17 protein-coding genes are annotated in these 19,625 nt (G+C 60.3%); 7 read left to right on the top strand and 10 right to left on the bottom strand.

Annotation, left to right across the window (positions count from 1 at the left end; all coding sequences use genetic code 11):
- Window position 1 precedes the first annotated feature (1 nt).
- From flgK to ACSSVY_RS01860, 6 genes are all read right to left on the bottom strand, one after another.
- Window positions 2–1,450, bottom strand: coding sequence for a flagellar hook-associated protein FlgK (gene flgK, locus ACSSVY_RS01885; protein ID WP_454267682.1), 1,449 nt, complete (start codon window positions 1,448–1,450; stop codon window positions 2–4).
- Between the two features lie 33 nt (window positions 1,451–1,483).
- Window positions 1,484–2,785, bottom strand: a complete 1,302-nt coding sequence (locus ACSSVY_RS01880; protein WP_454267681.1) for a flagellar hook protein FlgE — start codon at window positions 2,783–2,785, stop codon at window positions 1,484–1,486.
- Between the two features lie 87 nt (window positions 2,786–2,872).
- Window positions 2,873–3,736 (bottom strand): flagellar motor protein MotB, encoded by an 864-nt coding sequence (locus tag ACSSVY_RS01875; protein ID WP_454267679.1) that lies wholly within the window; start codon window positions 3,734–3,736, stop codon window positions 2,873–2,875.
- A 91-nt stretch (window positions 3,737–3,827) separates the two neighbouring features.
- Complete coding sequence (locus tag ACSSVY_RS01870) at window positions 3,828–5,228, bottom strand: TRAP transporter large permease (RefSeq protein ID WP_297777568.1); 1,401 nt, start codon at window positions 5,226–5,228, stop codon at window positions 3,828–3,830.
- Between the two features lie 12 nt (window positions 5,229–5,240).
- A complete protein-coding gene (locus tag ACSSVY_RS01865) occupies window positions 5,241–5,873 on the bottom strand; it encodes a TRAP transporter small permease subunit (RefSeq protein WP_454267678.1) in 633 nt (210 codons plus the stop codon).
- Between the two features lie 73 nt (window positions 5,874–5,946).
- Window positions 5,947–6,966, bottom strand: coding sequence for a C4-dicarboxylate TRAP transporter substrate-binding protein (locus ACSSVY_RS01860; RefSeq protein WP_454267677.1), 1,020 nt, complete (start codon window positions 6,964–6,966; stop codon window positions 5,947–5,949).
- Between the two features lie 487 nt (window positions 6,967–7,453).
- On the opposite strand from ACSSVY_RS01860, the gene ACSSVY_RS01855 reads away from it, so the two are divergent.
- Both ACSSVY_RS01855 and ACSSVY_RS01850 read left to right on the top strand, forming a co-directional pair.
- Entirely contained in the window at window positions 7,454–8,677 is a 1,224-nt protein-coding gene (locus ACSSVY_RS01855; RefSeq protein WP_454267675.1) for an MFS transporter, read from the top strand.
- Between the two features lie 136 nt (window positions 8,678–8,813).
- A complete protein-coding gene (locus ACSSVY_RS01850) occupies window positions 8,814–11,018 on the top strand; it encodes an NADP-dependent isocitrate dehydrogenase (protein WP_454267674.1) in 2,205 nt (734 codons plus the stop codon).
- 35 nt (window positions 11,019–11,053) lie between these two features.
- Here ACSSVY_RS01850 and ACSSVY_RS01845 read toward each other — a convergent pair whose 3' ends face one another.
- Complete coding sequence (locus tag ACSSVY_RS01845; RefSeq protein WP_454267672.1) at window positions 11,054–13,006, bottom strand: lytic transglycosylase domain-containing protein; 1,953 nt, start codon at window positions 13,004–13,006, stop codon at window positions 11,054–11,056.
- 151 nt (window positions 13,007–13,157) lie between these two features.
- Between ACSSVY_RS01845 and dapA the strand changes: the two genes are divergently transcribed.
- Window positions 13,158–14,033, top strand: a complete 876-nt coding sequence (gene dapA / locus ACSSVY_RS01840; protein ID WP_454267670.1) for a 4-hydroxy-tetrahydrodipicolinate synthase — start codon at window positions 13,158–13,160, stop codon at window positions 14,031–14,033.
- Window positions 14,034–14,333: 300 nt separating this feature from the next.
- Window positions 14,334–16,040 (top strand): bifunctional sulfate adenylyltransferase/adenylylsulfate kinase, encoded by a 1,707-nt coding sequence (locus ACSSVY_RS01835; protein ID WP_454267669.1) that lies wholly within the window; start codon window positions 14,334–14,336, stop codon window positions 16,038–16,040.
- An 82-nt stretch (window positions 16,041–16,122) separates the two neighbouring features.
- Here the strand turns inward: ACSSVY_RS01835 and ACSSVY_RS01830 are convergent, their stop codons facing one another.
- On the bottom strand, window positions 16,123–16,350 hold the full coding sequence (locus ACSSVY_RS01830; protein WP_454267668.1) for a DUF1150 family protein: 228 nt from the start codon (window positions 16,348–16,350) through the stop codon (window positions 16,123–16,125).
- Between the two features lie 6 nt (window positions 16,351–16,356).
- On the bottom strand, window positions 16,357–16,770 hold the full coding sequence (locus ACSSVY_RS01825) for an Hsp20 family protein (protein ID WP_454267667.1): 414 nt from the start codon (window positions 16,768–16,770) through the stop codon (window positions 16,357–16,359).
- A 159-nt stretch (window positions 16,771–16,929) separates the two neighbouring features.
- On the opposite strand from ACSSVY_RS01825, the gene ACSSVY_RS01820 reads away from it, so the two are divergent.
- Genes ACSSVY_RS01820 through ACSSVY_RS01810 form a run of 3 tightly spaced genes read left to right on the top strand, consistent with a single transcriptional unit; the run spans window position 16,930 to window position 18,755 of the window.
- Window positions 16,930–17,154, top strand: a complete 225-nt coding sequence (locus tag ACSSVY_RS01820) for a YdcH family protein (protein ID WP_009817133.1) — start codon at window positions 16,930–16,932, stop codon at window positions 17,152–17,154.
- A gap of 46 nt (window positions 17,155–17,200) precedes the next feature.
- Window positions 17,201–17,689 carry a 5-(carboxyamino)imidazole ribonucleotide mutase gene (gene purE, locus ACSSVY_RS01815; protein ID WP_454267666.1) on the top strand — a complete coding sequence of 163 codons (489 nt, stop codon included), beginning with the start codon at window positions 17,201–17,203 and terminating at the stop codon, window positions 17,687–17,689.
- Window positions 17,682–18,755 (top strand): 5-(carboxyamino)imidazole ribonucleotide synthase, encoded by a 1,074-nt coding sequence (locus ACSSVY_RS01810; RefSeq protein ID WP_454267665.1) that lies wholly within the window; start codon window positions 17,682–17,684, stop codon window positions 18,753–18,755. The genes purE and ACSSVY_RS01810 overlap by 8 nt, the downstream gene beginning before the upstream one ends.
- Window positions 18,756–18,763: 8 nt before the next feature.
- On the opposite strand, the gene ACSSVY_RS01805 is transcribed toward ACSSVY_RS01810, so the two are convergent.
- Entirely contained in the window at window positions 18,764–19,618 is an 855-nt protein-coding gene (locus tag ACSSVY_RS01805; protein ID WP_454267664.1) for an SDR family oxidoreductase, read from the bottom strand.
- Between the last annotated feature and the right edge of the window lie 7 nt (window positions 19,619–19,625).

Raw genomic sequence — 19,625 nt, 5'->3', positions numbered from 1 at the left:
GTCAGATCCTCAAAAGGGTGTCGAGCATATCATCAATGGTCTGGATCATACGGGCGTTTGCACCAAACGCCTGTTCCACCAAAAGCAAGCGTTGCAGTTCCGCGTCGCTATCGACACCATTGGCCAATTCCAACGTCCGAAACTCGGTGGCCTGTCCTGTGGCAAAGCTCTGGACCTGCTCCGCCGCCACCCGTGCTTGAGAGAGACCCGAAACCAACGTCGCCGCATGCCCAGCCGCAGAGCGCGCGCCGCCGCCCAAAGTGCCCGAGGACAGGAGGCTTGTGTCAGTCAGCGCACGGGTCAATGTGACAAGCAGACTTCCGTCGCCCGGTGGCCCGGCACTGGGGGCCGCCAACCCGTCGCGGATCCTGAAGAGATCCCCTCCACGCTGAGGATCCACTGCCTGATTTACAGCAATGCGCGTGGCGATGCCTGATTCATTCTGAGCCTCAAACAGGTCGCCCGCGTCGGTGAAGAGACCAGCGCCCCCCGACGCGCGCGTGGGGTCCAAGCCGGATTGCTGAAACCGCTCCACCAGATCGCGCGCAATGGCATCGAGATCCGCAGTCGTGTCAACCGAGGTCCGATCGCGGATATCGAATAGCGCCCCAAGGCGCCCGCCCTGCAAAGGCCCCCGGTCACTGCCGACGGGAACCGCCGTACCGTCAATTGCGATTCCCGAGAGAAGACCATTTTCAAGGGTCATATGCGCGGCAACCATGGGCGCGCCGTCAAAGGAGAGTGTAACCGCCCGCCCGTCGAGCAACAGCCCTCCAGCGGTTGTGACCAGCGCCACAGACCCATTGTCACGGGGCACCTGCCGAAGCGGAAGAATCTCAGCCAGGGAATCGATCACACTTTGCCGCTGATCCTCGAGGGTGGCCGTGTCAGTTCCGCGTGTGAGGCCGGTCGTTATTTGAATGTTGAGCGCAACCACCTGTTGGAGACCGGAGTTCAACGCAACCACAGTTTCAGCGATGTTGTGATCCGCGGCACTGCGCAAGCGCGCAATTTCGGTTGCGGCGTCATTGAGGTGCGTACCAAGCGCCTGCGCCTGGCGCAGAACCGACTGCAAACGGTTCAGATCCTCGGGGCGTGTGCTGGCAGTCACGAGCGCGGCTTCGAGCGCGGCAAATCGACCTGTTAGGGATTGCGCCGACTCTGGCGTACCAAGGACGCGCTCCACAGCTGATGCAAAGGCCACACCGACCTCGGAGGCGGCCTGCGCGGCATCCGCGATACGCCGATCAGATAGCAGACCGAGATCGATTTGTCGCGACACAGCCTCGACACGCACACCACGGCTGTCGCGGGTCGAGGTGAGTGATATTTCTCTTGGCGCAAACCCGTCGGTGAGCGCGTTGGCGAGATTGCCAGACACAACATCTAGAGTGCGCGTATTGGCAGCCAGCCCACTGAGCGCGCTTGACAGAGCGGAACTGAGGGACATGATGCTTCCTTTGCTTGGCGGTCAAGGGCGTGATCAACGGATGATGTTGGTGGTTTCTTGCAGCATTTCATCAACGGTCTGAATGACCTTGGCATTCGATGAATAAGCGCGCTGCGTCTGGATCATGTCTGTCAATTCACGCGCAACATCTGTGGCGGATTCTTGACGGGCAAAGGCCACGATATCACCAGTGGGCCCGTCCCCCGCGTCCCAAAGAAAGAAGGATCCGCTTTCGGGTGAGGGCTGATAGGTCTGTTGATCCATCGACACCATGCCGTTGGGGTTCGGCAGATCCACCAGCGGCACCTGATAGATGATCCGACTGACCCCTGTATCGAACGAGGCGCGGACAAAGCCATTCGCGTCCACTTCTGCCGAGGTCATGTTACCCACGGGGGAGCCATCTTTGGAGATCGACAGCGGAGCAAAGCTGTCGGACAATTGGCTGAGGCCATCGGACGTGCCGGGACGCCCGATATTGATTTCGATTGGACCGCCTGCCACATCGACGATGATTGTCCCGGTCGTTGGGTCAAATGCACCCCCTGTGACGGTCTGGACGTCGAGCAGGGTGCCGCCCGTCTCTCGTGCATCATCAAAGGTCAAAACATACTCTCCGATCAGCGCATTGCCCTGAGCCGAGTCCGTCAAGATTACTGTCCATTCATTCGACAGACCGACAGTTGCGACCGTCGGCACGAACTGGAGCGAGATATTTTCTGAGGTTCCGAGATTGTCGAAATACTCTATCGAAAGCTGCTGCGGATCGCCGATACTGTCAAATCTGGTGTCGGTTGCTGGGAGGTTGATGCCAAGTTTGATGGAAGTGGTCGGTTCACCAGTCAGTTGATTGACATTGATTTGAACCGGCTCCAACCCACCGCTCGTGTCGCGCGAGAACTCTGGGATCGTTCCGTCTGGATTGGCGGGCCACCCCAGCAGCACAAGACCCGACTCGGTCACGAGCCGCCCCTGTGAGTCCGTCCTGAACGAGCCGGTCGTGGTCAAGAGCATCTGAGGATCGCCATTTGCCACCGTGAGATCAGTCACCCGCGCAACCGGAAGGAACCCACGGTCGCGCACGGCGAGATCGGTTGCATTCGAAGAGCTGACAATTGAGCCGCCCTGATCGATCAGGCGCTGCGTGCTGGCACGGACGCCACCGGCGGAATAGCTCCCGCCACGTCCGGATATGACCAAGGATTCGAAATCCGCCTCAACCCGGCGATATCCAAAAGTCGATGAGTTGGCGATATTGTCCGAAATCGTGGCGAGGCGCGTGGCATTCGCGTTCAAGCCGGCGACACTGGCATTCAAAGAGGAAGAAATTGTCATGGATACGTCCTTTTGCTGCATCAACCAACCCTGGGACACAGGCATAAGCGCGTAACTTTAACAGTCCGCTAATAGATAAAATTCTCTCTAATTCAGGGTCGGATCGGATCGCAGCAAGATCATTTCCAGCCGATTGTTTCGCAAATCCATGGGATCAGGAACAGCGGATGTGCGGTCAGCATGCCCTGTTATACGACGCATCCGCCTAGCCGAAAGGCCCGCAGCTTCTAGCATCTGGCGAAACTGATTGGCACGGGCACTGGACAAATCCCAAACCGGATTTCTCGCAAGCGTAATGGGTTGCGCACGGGTATGGCCCGCCAACGCAACATCATTCACCACCAGATTTGCGGCAGAGGTCAGAAGCACCGTGAGGTCCTTTAGCAAGTGTGTCGCGACAACCTCATCCACTTCGAAAAGCTGCGCCTGGGGCAGATCAAAGACTTCAATCACCAATCCCTCATCCGTGACACGTGTCACGATATGGCGCAGGGTTTCATCTGCGACCAAACTCTCGCCACTGCCCCCCCTCAGTATGTCCTCAATGGCGGCGAATGCTTCTGCCTCGGCCTGTGCCCCGGCAGAAAGAATGCCTTCCTCAAGTGCCCCATTCTCACCAATGGCCTGACGGTTGGACGTCGCCAAGCGTTGCGTAGCGCCCGTGCCATTCTGCACCAGCGTATCTTCGGAGAACAGGCTGTCCCCGCCAAAAGCGCTATCCCCGCCACCGGAGATGCGGTTGATCGGCACGCTCGGGCTGAAGTAGTCCGAAATACCCTTGCGTTGTTGTTCCGTTGTCGCGTTCAACAGCCACATCAGCAGGAAGAAAGCCATCATTGCCGTGACGAAGTCAGCATACGCCACCTTCCAGGCACCTCCATGATGCCCACCACCGCCCACGATCTTCTTCCGTTTGATGATGACTGGCACGGCATTGCTATGCGCGCTCATTCTCACCACCTTTGTACTCACCCGTTCTAAGGGCTAGCACACCGATGTTTACCGGGCTGTTAACGTGTCAAGTTGTAGGCATTTACCGGAGTCAGACCTGCCCCGGCAACCACAGTACAATCGCCGGAAAGGCAACCAAAAGGCCAATTGTGACAGCGTCAGCGACAAAGAATGGCGTAACACCCTTAAAGACATCTTGCACACTGATATCGTCTCGGACGCCCGCCACGACAAAGCAATTGAGACCGATCGGAGGTGTGATAAGGCAGAACTCCGCCATCTTGACCACCAGAATGCCAAACCAGATTGCGCACATCTGTCCGTTCATCCCGAAGGCACTATCGGCAGCACTCACCCCGACCCCGCCATTCAATGCCATGACTGCAGGATAGACCACCGGCAAAGTCAAGAGGAGCATGCCGATGGCATCCATGAACATACCCAAAACCGCATAGGCCAAAAGGATGCAAATCAGAATTAACATCGGCGACATGGTCAATGACGTGATCCAATCGGCAAATGCGCTCGGCAGGTCGGCAAAACCCAGAAACCGGACATAGATCAGAACGCCCCAGATGATCGAGAAAATCATCACGCTCAGCTTGGCTGTTTCGAGCAGGGCGTCCTTCAACTCAGGCCAGCGCATACCGCGGTAAAGAGCAACCAGAAAGACCAGAAAGGCCCCGATTGCCCCGCCTTCGGTGGGTGTGCCCCACGCATCACCTCCGAAGGGATTGTAGACAAAGAACACAATGGTCACGACCACGAAGACAATGGGCAGCGCAGGGGGCAGAGAAACGAACCGTTCGCGCCACGTGAACCCGCTGACTGGCGGTCCAAATCCCTTGATCGTCATCGCCAATCCGATGATCAAAACCACATAAACAATGGCCGAGAACATGCCGGGCACAAACCCAGCCAAAAGGAGTTTGCCCACGTCCTGCTCGACGATGATGGCATAAATCACAAGCAGAGCGGATGGCGGAATGAGACTGGCCAGGGTGCCAGATGCCGCTACAACGCCCGCCGCAAAGCGCTTGTCATATCCGATCTTGAGCATCTCGGGGATTGCGATGCGAGCAAAGACCGCCGCGGTCGCCACGCTCGCGCCAGAGACGGCGGCAAAACCTGCGGTCGCGAAGACGGTCGAGACAGCAAGCCCGCCAGGCACCCACGCCACCCAACGCTTTGCGGCCTCAAACAGCGCCTGTGTCAGGCCAGCGTAGTAGGCAAGGTAGCCAATGAGGATAAAGGTGGGAATGAGGCTGAGCGCCTGAGAGCTGACCTTGGAGTGGGGCACCTGCCCCGCGGTTTTGACCGCGACGGTCACCGCCCATAGGAATTGATCGCCATCGTAGCCTTTTTTGGACCAAAAGATCCAAATCAGCCCGACAACACCGGCCAGCGCCGCAGCAAAGGCCACCCGCATGCCCAGCACCACGACAACCAGCATGATGCCGGTGACGGCGATTCCAATTTCGATGGGCTCCATCAGACGCGTCCCTTATGTGTCATGGCCGGTCAGTTGCGCGGCCTCTCTTGCGGCTTGGGTGGCCACATCTTCAATTAATGGCACCGCCACAGGCTGTTCGGTGCCGGAGACAAAGGCCCGACCATAACCCCAGAGTTGAAGCCCCAGCCGAAGGGACAGCACTGCAAAGGCAATCGGAGCAAGGATTTTGGCGGGCCAGATCGGCAGACCGATATCAATGGTACTGTCGCGGCTCCACAGGGGGGCACTCCAGTCAAAACTGCGCTGGAAGTGCGCCCAGGTGCCCCAGACCAGCAAGAGCATCACGATCAACACTATCAGCGTCGTGACAAACTCAACCAGCCACAACGCCCGTCCTTTGAGAAGGCTGACCACAATGTCCATTCGGATGTGCCCACCGTCGCGTTGCGTGTAGGCCACGCCCATGAAGGCGATGAGCGGCATGATCTGTTCAATCCAGTCCACATATCCCGGGACGGGCTGATTAAAGAAATTGCGCCCACTAACGGAAATGACCGCAAGCACCATGATGGAAAAAACCGCAAGTCCGCTCAGCAACGCGAGCAGGCGCTCTAGCTTGTAAAGACGCCGATCAAGATAGCTAAGAAGGCTGTTGTCGGACAGCACCGATGCCGCACCCGCCATGGGTTTTCTCCCTGTTGTTTCAGGATGGAAACGGCCCGCCACGCATCCAGCGCAGCGAGCCGGCGTTACTGGCTCAGGAGCCGCCCTTGATTTCAGTCAGTTTGGCCGTGACGAAATCGTAAAGTTCCTGTGCAGGAAGGTCGCGCGCAGCATTCTCCTCGATCCAGCTTGTCGCCGCTGGACCGGCCGCTGTTTCCTTGAACGCATCGAGCGAAGCCTGATCAAAGCTGACCGAGGTAATGCCGCGCTCTTCCAGAGCCGGACCCCAGGCTTTCATGGTTTCGTTTTGATAATAATCAATATAATAGGCCAAGGCTTCGTCGATAGATCCAAGCAAAGCCTCACGCTCAGCGTCCGTCAGCGCGTCGAGCGCATCGGTATTGGCCACCACGGGGCAATTCACGGTGCCGGGGTTGAGGTTGGCGGTCCACCACTTGGCGCTTTCGATGGTGCCAAAGGACATGTGCGCATGCGGTGCGAAACTCACGGCTTTGACAACACCGCTGTCCATGGCTTGACGCACTTCGGTGGCTGACATTGAGGTTGGAACCGCGCCGACAGCCTGCATGGCCTCGCCAATCCCGCCAAGGGCGCGGACGCTCATGCCCTTGAAATCCTCTGGGCTGTCAGGCACGTCGCCTGATCCCACAAAGTTGTATTGCGGCATTGGCGTTGGCATCAGAAGCGTCGCATTCCAACGCGCCAGATCGGCTTGGACCGCGGGATGGTCATAAAGAGCCTGCGACAGTGCGGTTTCTTGTTCGAGCGACTCGACGCCCAGGAATGGCAGTTCCAAGACCGTCAGGGATGGGTTCTTATCGGCATGATATCCTGCGCAGAACTGCGCCATCTCGAAGGCTCCGATCGAGATTCCATCGAGGTTCTCTTTCTCGTTCGACAGACCTCCATAGCTGATATTCAAGGTAAATTCGCCGTTTGTCTTGGCACTTACCAGTTCTGCAAGCTTTTCCACATGTTCCGTGAAGGCGCGGCGTTTGCCCCAGACGGACACGTTCCATTCGGTTGCCATTGCCTCTCCGGCGAAGGCAAGGCTGATGGCGGCTACAGCGGTGTAGCTCAGGTATGTCTTCATGGATATTCCTCCCAATGTTTTCTTGTTTGATTGGAGTTACCAAGAAAATACCGGCCAACCTTGCGTTGAAAAACCGCCATTCCTCTATGGAAACCCAGTCGTGTTCTGCGAGAACACACCAGTAGCGTCCTTTTGTCCAGCCCAAGCGTGTTGAAACGGGACCTTCGACAAGCCGGGAAAAGGGTCTGCTTTCGATTTGTGCGCTGACCGGAAATCGCGACCAGAAGAAGCAAGCGCGGCGTGGCGACTGTACGGATGTGCGGTGTCAGCGTACGTTTGCGCAAGGCTTGGATTGCGACGTGGTCGGGCCGTCGAAACCACCATCCGACGCGGGGCTGAGCGCCAGCCTCCAAGGCCGTCCGCGACAGAACTGGCCGAAACCTCGATCAATTCCGATTTAAAGACTCAACTATTTATCGAGCGGTGATCTGGTCACCCCCGCGATGGCGTGCTAAGCGCGAATTATCCGCGCGACGAAGGATGCCGCATGCCTGACCCTGTGCCCGCCCAAAGCCCCCTCTCTCGGACCGAGTTCATCGCGATGATGGCCATGATGGCTGCGGCGGTTGCGTTCTCCATTGATGCGATGCTGCCTGGTCTGCCGCATATCGCCGAGGCGCTGACGCCCGATGCCCCGAATCGGGCGCAGTTGATCATCACCGCCTTTCTGCTGGGTCTGGGACTGGGAACATTTGTTTCGGGTCCGCTGTCGGATTCATTTGGGCGCAAGCGGGTGATCCTGATCGGTGCAGCGATCTATGCAACGGGGGCCGGACTGGCGATGTTCGCGCCAAGTCTTGAGACCTTGCTGGCCGCGCGCGCGATACAAGGCATAGGAGCGGCGGCGTTTCGCATCGTGTCCATCGCCATTATACGCGATCTCTATGCCGGCCGCGACATGGCCCGGCTGATGTCATTCGTGATGATGGTGTTTGCGCTGACACCTGCGATGGCCCCGCTCATGGGGTCAGGCATCATCGTGCTGGCTGGGTGGCGCGGGGTATTTGCGGCCTTTGTGGTCTTTGCGCTGGTTCTGTCGCTCTGGATGGCGCTGCGCCTGCCTGAACCGCTGCCATTACATGCGCGCCGGGCCTTTCGGGCGGCCCCCCTCTGGGCCGCGCTGCGCGAGGTTCTGGCGCATCCGGTGACGCGCGTGGCGATTGTTGTGCAAATGCTCTGCATGACCACGCTTTTCACCTCGCTCAGCATGGTGCAGCCGGTGTTCGACGAAACATTCCATCGCGCCGCAAGTTTCCCCTACTGGTTTTTCCTGATGGCACTGATCGCAGGCTGTGGCAGCTTTCTGAATTCCCGCCTTGTAATGCGCCTTGGGGTGGAGCGGATGGTGAGCGCGGCGTTGGCCTCGCAAATCGCGCTCTCCATCGTGGCAATTGCGCTCTGGCAAATCGGCCTGCCGCCCGGCGCGCAATTCGCAACCTTTCTGATCTGGCAGACCAGCGTTTTCTTTCAGGCCGGGTTGACGCTTGGCAATCTCAATGCCTTGGCGATGGCCCCGATGGGTGCGATTGCAGGCATGGCCGCGAGCGTGACCGGCGCTGTGGCGACGGTGGGCAGTGTCGCCATCGCTGTTCCCATCGGGCAGCAGTTTGCAGGCACCCCGATGCCGGCGCATCTGGGGGTGCTGGGCGCCGTGCTCGTGGGCTTTGTCCTGATGCAGCGGCTGCGGATGCGCACTGCGGAAATGGTGTGAGTCACTTTATTTTGTATACCGTCGCATACTATCTTTATCGCGCGCGAATTTTCCGCTAAGACAGCCTCAATCCAACGAGTCGCGCGCCTGCGCCGCAGGGCGACAGCGCGCATCCCCTGATCGGAAAGGATCCCAAATGGCCACGTCCAATACACCCGATATCATCTATACCAAGGTCGATGAGGCCCCCGAGCTTGCCAGTGCCTCGCTCTTGCCGATCATTCAGCGCTTTGCAGCGGCTGCCGATGTCACGGTGGGCACCAAGGATATTTCGCTGGCAGGTCGTATCCTTGCCTCCTTTCCCGAGCATCTGACAGACGAGCAGCGTATCGCTGACGATCTGGCGGAATTGGGCGCGTTGGTAAAGACACCGACAGCCAATGTCATCAAGCTGCCGAATATCTCGGCCTCGGTGCCGCAGCTCTTGGCCGCCGTCCGCGAACTGCAGGGGCAAGGCTATGCTATACCCGATTACGTCGAAGATCCTCAGACCGATGCCGAAAAATCCGCGCGCGCCCGGTATGATGCGCTCAAGGGCTCTGCCGTGAACCCGGTGCTGCGCGAGGGCAATTCCGATCGCCGCGCTGCGAGCGCCGTCAAGAAATACGCACAGGCCAATCCACACCGCATGGGCGATTGGTCTGCCGACAGCAAGACGCGCGTGGCGGCCATGGCGAGCGGTGATTTCTTCTCGAACGAGAAATCCGCAACCCTGCCGCAGGCGGCCAAGGCCAAAATTGTGCTGGAAACCGCCAATGGAGAGACCGTCCTCAAGGATGGGCTGAGCTATCCGGCCGGAACCGTGGTTGATGCCACCTATATGAGCGCGGCGGCGCTGGATGCGTTTCTGGCCGAGGAAGTCGAACGGACCAAGGCCGAAGGCGTGCTCTTTTCGATCCACCTCAAGGCCACCATGATGAAGGTTTCGGACCCGATCATCTTTGGTCACGCGGTCAAGGTCTTTCTCGCCCCGGTGTTCGACGAATTCGGCGATGAGATGACTGCATTGGGCGTGAACCCGAATTCGGGGCTGGGCGATCTCTTGGCCAAGGTCAAGGACAACGCCGAGATCGTCTCTGCGATTGACGCCTGCATGGCCGCGCGTCCGCCGCTCTATATGGTGGACAGCGGCAAGGGGATCACCAACCTGCACGTGCCGTCCGATGTGATCATCGACGCCTCGATGCCTGCACTCATCCGCGCCGGCGGCAAGGGCTGGGGACCGGATAACAAGGAGCATGATGCGGTCTGCGTCATCCCCGACAATGCCTATGCTCCGGTCTATGACGAGGCGGTCAAATTCTTCAAGGAGAACGGCAAGCTGAACCCCGCCACCGCCGGCACGGTGCAGAACATCGGGCTGATGGCGCAAAAGGCCGAGGAATACGGCAGCCACCCAACCACATTCGAGATTGCCCAGACCGGCACCGTCAAGATGGTGCTCGAGGATGGTACCGTGCTGCATCAGCACAGCGTTGAAGCGGGCGATATCTGGCGCTCTGCCTCGGCGCGCAAGGCACCGATCGAGGATTGGGTCAATCTGGCGATCGAGCGGCAAAAGGCCACTGGCTATCGGTCGATCTTCTGGCTGGATGCGGCCCGCGCCCATGATGCAGAGCTGATCGCGATGGTGAAACCAATCCTTGAGGCGCGGGGCGTTTCGGACAAGTTCGAGATCATGGCCCCGCGCGAGGCAACCCGCGCTTCGCTTGAGACCATCACCAAGGGAGAGAACAGCATCGCCATCACCGGCAACGTGCTGCGCGACTACCTGACGGACCTGTTTCCGATCCTCGAACTGGCGACGAGCGCCAAGATGCTTTCGATCGTCAAGCTGATGCAGGGCGGTGGCATGTTCGAAACCGGGGCCGGGGGTTCTGCGCCCAAGCACGTGCAGCAGTTGCAGTCGGAAAATCATCTGCGTTGGGACAGCCTGGGCGAGTTCTGCGCGCTTGGGGAGAGCCTCAAGTTTCTGGCCGAAACCAACGGCAATGATCGCGCCCGCGTCTTGGGCGAGGCGGTCGAGGCCGCGACCCAAGGCATTCTGGATCACGACCGCTCGCCCAGCCGCAAGGTCGGAGAGCCGGACAACCGCGACAGCCACTACTGGTTTTCCCGTTATTGGGCCGAGGCGCTGGTGGCGCAGGGTGAGGATGCCGCACTGGCCGCAGAATTTGCCCCGGTGGCGAAAGCGCTGGCCGAGAATGAGGCCAAGATCGTCGGGGAACTGGCCGCAGCCCAAGGCAAGCCTGCCGATATTGGCGGCTATTACCACGCCGATCCGACCAAGCTGGCGGCGGTGATGCGCCCTAGTGCGACGCTGAACGCGATCATCGGCTGAAAGACACGGACCGCGCGGCCCTCTGGTCGCGCGGTCTATTCTCCGACCGGGGCCACGCTGTTGCCTGCCAGTTCCTCGGAGAAGGGGCGCGGCAGTGGGTCCTTGCCCAAACGGGCGCGGTAGGCCGGCAGGCTCTCGGCAACGCGCATCACGTAATTCTGAGTCTCGCGAAACGGGATGTGTTCGATCCAGTCGACGATGGCATGAGCCCCGCGTCCACGCGGATCGCCATACTCTGTGACCCATTGGGCGGCGCGACCCGGACCGGCGTTGTAGCCGACTGACACCAGCACGATATTACCGCCAAAGCGCCCCCCCAGCCCCGCCAGATAGGCCGAGCCGAGCCGAGCATTATAGACCCAATCATTCAGCACATCCGAGGGAACATAGAGCAGGCCCAGATCGCGGGCCATGTCGCGCGCTGTGCCGGGCATGAGCTGCATCAGCCCCTGCGCGCCCGCGCCGCTGACAACAACATGGTTGAACTCGCTCTCGCGCCGGGCGATGGCGAGGGCCAGTTCCATCGGCGTTGGCAGCTCCATCTGTGACATCGGATGCAAGGCGTAATAGGGGCGTTCCACGATCACCCCACGCTCTGCTGCTGTTTTGCCCAGCATCACCTGAAGATGCGGTTGGTCAAGGTCTTCGAGCATATGGCCCATCTGCATGAGGCCGGTGCGATCCTGGGTTTCGGCCAGATGCAGGAAGAACCGCCGCGCGAGGCCAAGATCACGCATGCGTAGCGCAAGTGTGCCGATTTCGTGCAGGTCGGTTTGGGCAAACGGAGCACTGCGCCAGTCGGGCGTGGCCTCATTCCCCGCAAGGCGCAGATCAAACGCCAGCCCACCCGCCTCAGCGGCCAATAGCCCATAAAAGCTGGTCTGATATTCGGCCCCTTCGGCATAGGCCAGTCGCGCCGCCTCGGGATCGCCCAACGCCTCTTGGGTGCGTCCGATCCAATAGCCCGCACGACCCAATGAAATCGGCGTGGCAACGGCGGCGCGGAAGCGTTGGAAATGGTCGAGCGCAAGGTCGGGCGCCTTGAGATACGTCAGTGCCAGATAGCCCGATAGCCATTCGAGATCGGCGTAATTCGACCCCTCGACCAGTTGATGCACAGACGCGAGATCATAGGCCAGTTGAGCCTTGCCCGCGCGCATGCTCTGGCGAGCCAAGACGCGCCGCCAACTGGCCCAGCGCTCCGGGTCGCCCAGCCCCGCCTTGATGCGGCTCTGGCGCAAGAGAACGGCGATGGCGTCCTCGGGCGCGTTGCTCAGGTGACGGGTAAAGAGCTCATAGGCGATGCCAGGATTGCGGGTCTCGGCCTCGGTCAAACCCTTGCCACCGCCGCGTTTCACGGTCTCACGCAGTTTGGCCAAACGGCGCGCCTGCTCAGAGACCAGAGGCAGCATATCGGTGACATTGCCCAAGCCGCGCCAGAGCGCCATCTCCAATCTGGCCTCATGATGGGGGGCGAGGAGCGGGCCGAACTCGCGCAGGAAATCCTCATGTTCGGCGCGGCTCAGGTCCAGCGTGCGCCAGGCCAGCACAAGGCTGATCTCGGCCTCTCCCTGTCGCCCGCGCGCCTGAAGCGCATGTGCGAGGTTGAGCGCGCCGGTGCCGGTCTGGGGCGTGTAGCCCTCATAAAAAGCCAGCACATCGTCAAAATCGGCATGGGTCATCGGCTCTTCGCTCTGCTGACGCAGATGGTCGAGACCGGGCCAATGGGCGTTGCGGCCCAGAAAATCGAGAATCGCACGCGGTTCGCCCAGCCCCGCGCGCAGGCGGTGCCATTCGATCAGGTCGGCGGCGGCGATGCCATCGCGCCGCGCCAGACTCGCCGCCACGTCCCAACGCCCGCCCTGCATGGCATCAAGCGCACTGGCCAGAGGGCGCGGTGCCTTGCGTGGCAGATCAGACGCATACCCCGTCGAAACCGACAGACTCAGCCCCAAAACCATGATCAGCGCGCGCAACATCTCTTGCATTTCCTGCTTTTGCGAAGGATAGACAACGCCAGCCTAAGCGGCCCGCGCGCCCGCGTCCATTCACGATGCAGGTTGCCATGTGCGGTCTCCCGCCGATGGCCCGAAATCCAAGCGGGTCCAACCCACCCAAGTCAGACAAGAGGAGCGTGTCATGTTCAGAGGATCTTTTCCTGCCCTGGTCACGCCGTTCAAGAACGGCGCAGTGGATGTGGAAACGCTCAAGAAACTGGTGGAGTGGCATATCGGTGAGGGCAGTCATGGCCTTGTGCCGGTGGGCACGACCGGCGAAAGCCCGACACTCACCCATCAGGAACATGAGATGGTCGTCGAAGAGGTGGTACGTGCCGCCGCAGGCCGGATTCCGGTGATCGCGGGCGCAGGTTCCAACAACACGCTCGAAGGCATCCGGTTGATGCAGCACGCTCACAAGGTCGGGGCGGATGCCGCATTAGTCGTCACACCCTATTACAACAAGCCAACGCAAGCCGGGTTGATCGCGCACTTCACCGCGCTGCACGATTGCTGCGATCTGCCGATCATCATCTACAACATTCCGGGCCGCTCGGTCGTGGATATGACGCCTGATACGATGGGCAAGCTGGCGCAATTGCCGCGCATTGTGGGGGTCAAGGACGCGACAGGCGATCTGGCGCGGGTTTGTGCGCAGCGGATCACCTGCGGCAAGGATTTCATCCAGATTTCCGGTGAGGATGCGACCGCCCACGGGTTCAACGCCCAAGGCGGGGTTGGGGTGATTTCTGTCACCGCCAATGTCGCGCCCAAGCTGGTGGCGCAGGTGCAGGAAGCGACGTTGGCCGGAGATTATGCCAAGGCGCTGGAATTGCAGGACCGACTGATGCCGCTGCATCGCGCGATCTTTGTCGAGCCGGGGCTGGTGGGCGTGAAATACGCGATGTCGCGGCTGGGGCTGTGCAGTGAAGAGGTCCGCTCGCCCTTGGTGGGGCTGAGTGATCCGGTCAAGGCGCTGGTTGAGGATGGTATGCGCCATGCGGGGCTGATTAACTGAGTCTGAATAAGCCGGGATCGCCCAAATCTGCAGCCCCGGTTTATGTCACCGCCCCCGAACCCGTGAGGTGCGGAGGCAGGTATCATACAGTCCAAAGTCACGTTTGGAGGTATTGTCCAACAATGGCCGGTTAGACAAAGCGCCTGTTCCAAACAGGCGGCAATCCGCGTCATTTTTGCCTCATTTACCCAGTCAAGCCCCGGATGCCTTGATTCCGGGCACAATCTGGGGCTAAGCCGCGCGGAAATATGTCGCCTGACGCGACATCGTTGAAATCCGTAACTTGCCCGAGGCCCCCCGATGCAACAGCCAAACCTAGCCCCCGTTCCAGAGCTCTATGTTTCATATGAGAGCGCGCAGAAACTCAAGGTGGAGGCGGCCGATCTGACAAGCTGGGATCTGACGCCGCGTCAGATCTGCGATCTGGAATTGCTGATGAATGGCGGGTTCAACCCGCTCAAGGGATTCATGAGCGAAGCCGATTACGACGGTGTGGTCGAGACCATGCGGCTGGCCGATGGGGGACTTTGGCCGATGCCGATCACGCTCGATGTGAACGAGAAGTTCGCCGAGGCGCTGGAAATCGGGCAGGACATCGCGCTGCGTGATCAGGAAGGCGTTATTCTGGCGACAATGACTGTCACTGACCGCTGGACCCCCAACAAGGCGCGCGAGGCGGAGCATGTCTTTGGCGCGGATGATCTGGCGCATCCGGCGGTGAACTATCTGCATCACACGGCGGGCAAGATTTATCTGGGCGGGCCTGTGACCGGGATTCAGCAGCCCGTGCACTACGATTTCCGGGGCCGCCGCGACACGCCCAACGAATTGCGCGCGCTTTTCCGCAAGCTGGGTTGGCGGCGCGTTGTGGCGTTCCAGACCCGCAATCCGCTGCACCGCGCGCATCAGGAGCTGACATTCCGCGCCGCCAAGGAGGCGCAGGCCAACCTGCTGATCCATCCCGTCGTGGGCATGACCAAACCGGGCGATGTCGATCACTTTACCCGCGTGCGCTGCTATGAGGCGGTGCTGGATAAATATCCGGGCGCAACCACCACGATGAGCCTGCTCAATCTGGCGATGCGTATGGCGGGCCCGCGCGAGGCGGTCTGGCACGGCCTGATCCGCAAGAACCACGGCTGCACGCATTTCATCGTCGGGCGCGATCACGCCGGTCCGGGCAAGAACTCTGCCGGGCAGGATTTCTATGGTCCCTATGACGCGCAGGAGCTGTTCAAGCAGTATCAGGATGAAATCGGCCTTGAGATGGTCGATTTCAAACATATGGTATATGTGCAGGAAAAGGCGCAGTATTACCCGATTTCCGAAGTGCCGGAGGGGGCCACGGTCCTCGACATTTCAGGCACCGAACTGCGCCGGCGTTTGGCGGAAGGGTTGGAAATCCCGGAATGGTTCTCCTTCCCCGAAGTGGTGCGCGAATTGCGCCGCACCCGTCCGCCCCGGTCCAAGCAGGGCTTTACCGTGTTTTTCACCGGCTTTTCCGGCTCGGGCAAATCCACCATTGCCAATGCTCTGATGGTCAAGCTGATGGAGATGGGGGGACGTCCTGTGACCTTGCTCGATGGCGATATCGTGCGGAAGAACCTAAGCTCTGAACTGGGATTCTCCAAAGAACACCGCGACCTCAACATTCGCCGGATCGGCTATGTCGCATCCGAGATCACCAAGAATGGCGGTATTGCGATCTGTGCACCGATTGCGCCCTATGCCACCACCCGTCGCGCGGTGAGAGAGGATGTCGAGCAGTTCGGCGCGTTCATCGAGGTGCATGTGTCCACGAGTCTTGAGGAATGCGAACGGCGCGACCGCAAGGGTCTCTATAAGCTGGCGCGTGAGGGCAAGATTAAGGAATTCACCGGGATTTCCGATCCTTATGACGTGCCCGAGAACCCCGAATTGCGTGTCGAAACCGAGAATGTCGATGTCGACAATTGCGCCCATCAGGTCATTCTCAAGCTGGAGAGCCTTGGCCTGATCGCCGGGTGACCGAGCTGTCATTTTGACTCAATGAGGGGCGTCCCTGTGCAGGGGCGGCCCTCATTGAGTCGACCTGCATCCGAGGGGCGGTTCAGTGAACAGTCACCGGCTCCATGTTGTTCTGGCGGGCCAGTTGGAACGCCAGCTTGCGGTCCTTGACCAGCGCGAGACGCTCGCCTTCTTCGGAATGAACGGCATAGATCTTTGTCAGATCGCCAACCTGTTCGCGCATATCCTGCGGCAGGTCGTCGACGTTGACGGCACGCACATAAACGATGGCGCGATCCGTGTTTTCTCCGAAATCATATCTGGTGTCCATGACTGCTCACCCTCTGTTTATCTTGATGCGTTGCACAACCGGCTCTGGCTGTGCGCGTGTCAGATCGACATGCAACAGGCCGTTTTCCATGATCGCCTCGCCCACTTCGACCCCGTCGGCCAGCACGAAAGACCGCTGGAACTGCCGCGCAGCGATGCCGCGATGCAGATAGAGCCGATCCTCGGCCTCGTCGCTCTGACGGCCCCGGATCACCAACTGACGATCCTCGACGGTGATCGCGAGATTCTCTTCGGCAAAACCGGCCACGGCCAGCGTGATACGGTATGAATTCTGTGAGGTCTGTTCGATGTTGAAGGGCGGATAGCCCTCATTCCCGGATTTAGCGCTGCGTTCCAGCATGCGTTCCAGCTGTTCAAACCCCAGCATATAGGGGTGCGACCCCAGAGTAAGCTTTGTCATCGACACGTCCTTGAGCTTAAGCGACCGTCCATTGTGCAGGTCCCGTTATGGCGGCCTGCATGGGAAATATGGGGTTTGGTCCGCATGCGTGCAAGGGCTTTGCGAAAGCTGCGCGATTCAGTATCTTGTATCTCCACGACCCCAGAGGAATCGCGTGCCATGAATGCCTATAGCGACCTGTCAATGAAATCCGAGGATGTGTTGCGCGTAGAGCTGGAGGAGTTCCGCCGCGAGCATCGCGATTTGGATGAGGCCATCCGCGCCTTGCAGGACAAGGGCACGGCGGATCAGTTGATGGTGCAGCGGCTCAAGAAAAAGAAGCTGTGGCTGCGGGACATGATCGCGCGGATCGAGGACCGGCTCTATCCGGACATCATTGCGTAGCGGTCTGTGATCAGTATAGTGCGCGCTTCCAGACGGGGAGCGTTTCATGGCAGGCGTTAAGATCGGCATCATCATGGGCAGTCAATCGGACTGGTCCACTATGCGCGAGGCGGCGCAGGTTCTGGATGAATTGGACGTGCGTTACGAGACCAAGATCGTCTCGGCGCATCGCACGCCGGATCGGCTCTGGGACTATGGCAAAACGGCGGTCGAACGCGGCTTGCAGGTGATTATCGCCGGTGCGGGTGGGGCTGCGCATCTGCCGGGGATGATGGCGTCAAAGACCCGCGTGCCGGTGATTGGCGTGCCGGTGCAGACGCGGGCACTGTCGGGCGTCGACAGTCTCTATTCCATCGTGCAGATGCCAAAGGGGTTTCCAGTAGCGACGATGGCGATCGGGGCAGCGGGCGCTGCCAATGCCGGGCTGATGGCGGCGGCGATCCTTGCCAATTGCGATGCGGACCTCGCGCAGCGCCTTGATGCGTGGCGCGCGGCCCTTTCGGCCTCGATTCCCGATGAGCCATGCGATGAGTAATATGCTGTTGACAGGTTCCACCATCGGAATTTTGGGCGGCGGGCAATTGGGGCGCATGCTCTCGGTCGCGGCTGCGCGTCTAGGGTTCAAAACCGTGATCTTTGAGCCGGGTGGCGATTGCCCCGCAAGCCATGTGGCGCATCGCCACATTCAGGCCGAGTATTCGGACGAAGATGCGCTGCGGCGGTTTGCCGAGGCGGTCGACGTGATCACCTATGAGTTTGAGAATATCCCCACCGCAGCCCTCGATGTGCTGGAGGGCATGCGCCCTGTGCACCCCGACCGCAGCGCGCTCAGGGTCAGTCAGGACCGGCTGTTGGAAAAGTCGTTCCTGAGCGATCTGGGGCTGATGACCGCGCCCTTTGCGGCCGTTGACGATGCCGTGGACATGGCCGAGGCGATGGCCGAAATCGGCCTGCCCGCGATTCTCAAGACCCGGCGTTTCGGCTATGACGGCAAAGGGCAGGCGCGGATCATGTCCGCCGCCGATGCCGAGCAAGCCTTGGCCGATATGGGCGGGCAAGCGGCGATTTATGAGGGGTTTGTCGAGTTTTCACACGAGGTCTCCGTGATTGCCGCGCGCAATAGCGCGGGCGATGTCGCCTGTTATGATCCCGGCGAGAATGTGCATGAGGGGGGTATCCTGCGCACCACCACAGTGCCCGCGCGCCTCACGGCGGCGCAGCGCACCGACGCGGTGCTCTTGGCGGCCAAAATCCTCAACAGCCTGAAATATGTGGGGGTGATGGGGGTGGAGCTTTTCGTGACGCCCAAGGGGCTGATCGTCAATGAAATCGCGCCGCGTGTGCATAATTCCGGCCATTGGACGCAACAGGGCTGCGCCATAGACCAGTTCGAGCAGCATATTCGCGCCGTGGCGGGCTGGCCCTTGGGCGATGGCACCCGCTATGCCGATGTGGTGATGGAAAACCTGATTGGGGCCGATATGGACCGCGTGCCCGAGTTGTCGCGTGCGCCCGGCGTCTCGCTGCACCTCTATGGCAAGGCCGAAGTCAAGGCGGGCCGCAAGATGGGCCATGTCAACCGGATCGTGCCCAAGGGCTGAGTATTCCGTTAATCCCCAGCCGCCAAGAGCGCCTGCAACCCGGATCGGTAATCGGGGTAAATGAGCTCGACACCCAACTCCTCTTTGATCCGGTGGTTCGAGACGCGTTTTGATTCCGCATAGAACGACCGCGCCATCGGCGTCATCTCGGCCTCGTCAAAGGCCACCTCTTCGGGCAACGGCAGGCCGAGCAATTCAGCGGCATGGCCGATCACGTCCTGCGGCGGGGCGGGGTCATCATCGCAGAGGTTATAGATCGCGCCCGGGTCGGGCCGGTTGATCGACGCCTCGAGCACCTGCGCGATATCCTCCACATGGATGCGGCTAAAGACCTGACCGGGTTTGACGATCCGCCGCGCCGTGCCTTGGCGCACCTTTTCGAACGGACCGCGACCGGGGCCGTAGATGCCCGCAAGGCGAAAGATATGCAGCGGCAGACCGGGAATGGCCTGCCATGCCGCCTCGGCCGCGACCCGCATCTGGCCGCGTCTGGTCGAGGGGGTGAGCGGAGTTGCCTCATCCACCCAGCCGCCGGCATGATCGCCGTAAACCCCGGTGGTGGAGAGATAGCCCACCCAGTCGAGCCGGGGCGCAGCCTGCGCAATTGCATCGTGGTAGCGTGCCAGCACCGGATCGCCTGCCGCGTCCGGTCCGGCGGAAATCAAGAGATGCGTCACCGAGGCCAGCACGGGCGAAAGATCGTCCTCGGGCCAAAGCGCGGGCGTGATGCCCTCATGGCGCAGAACTTCGGCCTTGTCGGCGCTGCGGGTGGTGCCGATGATGGCCCAACCCTGCGGCACAAGGCGGGCGGAGAGGGCGCGGGCGGAAAAGCCGTGGCCAAAGGAAAGAAGCGTCTGTGTCATGGGGCCT

Source organism: Roseovarius sp. MBR-51 (assembly GCF_053628575.1).
This window is presented reverse-complemented; position numbering and strand designations above follow the sequence as displayed.

Coding starts and splice junctions, on each gene's coding strand:
- ACSSVY_RS01850 (WP_454267674.1), top strand. CDS start 8,814: ATGGCCACGTCCAATACACCCGATATCATCTATACCAAGGTCGATGAG.
- ACSSVY_RS01805 (WP_454267664.1), bottom strand. CDS start 19,618: ATGACACAGACGCTTCTTTCCTTTGGCCACGGCTTTTCCGCCCGCGCC.
- ACSSVY_RS01825 (WP_454267667.1), bottom strand. CDS start 16,770: ATGACAAAGCTTACTCTGGGGTCGCACCCCTATATGCTGGGGTTTGAA.
- ACSSVY_RS01865 (WP_454267678.1), bottom strand. CDS start 5,873: ATGGCGGGTGCGGCATCGGTGCTGTCCGACAACAGCCTTCTTAGCTAT.
- purE (WP_454267666.1), top strand. CDS start 17,201: ATGGCAGGCGTTAAGATCGGCATCATCATGGGCAGTCAATCGGACTGG.
- ACSSVY_RS01880 (WP_454267681.1), bottom strand. CDS start 2,785: ATGACAATTTCTTCCTCTTTGAATGCCAGTGTCGCCGGCTTGAACGCG.
- ACSSVY_RS01875 (WP_454267679.1), bottom strand. CDS start 3,736: ATGAGCGCGCATAGCAATGCCGTGCCAGTCATCATCAAACGGAAGAAG.
- ACSSVY_RS01855 (WP_454267675.1), top strand. CDS start 7,454: ATGCCTGACCCTGTGCCCGCCCAAAGCCCCCTCTCTCGGACCGAGTTC.
- ACSSVY_RS01870 (WP_297777568.1), bottom strand. CDS start 5,228: ATGGAGCCCATCGAAATTGGAATCGCCGTCACCGGCATCATGCTGGTT.
- ACSSVY_RS01845 (WP_454267672.1), bottom strand. CDS start 13,006: ATGCAAGAGATGTTGCGCGCGCTGATCATGGTTTTGGGGCTGAGTCTG.
- ACSSVY_RS01835 (WP_454267669.1), top strand. CDS start 14,334: ATGCAACAGCCAAACCTAGCCCCCGTTCCAGAGCTCTATGTTTCATAT.
- ACSSVY_RS01810 (WP_454267665.1), top strand. CDS start 17,682: ATGAGTAATATGCTGTTGACAGGTTCCACCATCGGAATTTTGGGCGGC.
- ACSSVY_RS01820 (WP_009817133.1), top strand. CDS start 16,930: ATGAATGCCTATAGCGACCTGTCAATGAAATCCGAGGATGTGTTGCGC.
- dapA (WP_454267670.1), top strand. CDS start 13,158: ATGTTCAGAGGATCTTTTCCTGCCCTGGTCACGCCGTTCAAGAACGGC.
- ACSSVY_RS01830 (WP_454267668.1), bottom strand. CDS start 16,350: ATGGACACCAGATATGATTTCGGAGAAAACACGGATCGCGCCATCGTT.
- flgK (WP_454267682.1), bottom strand. CDS start 1,450: ATGTCCCTCAGTTCCGCTCTGTCAAGCGCGCTCAGTGGGCTGGCTGCC.
- ACSSVY_RS01860 (WP_454267677.1), bottom strand. CDS start 6,966: ATGAAGACATACCTGAGCTACACCGCTGTAGCCGCCATCAGCCTTGCC.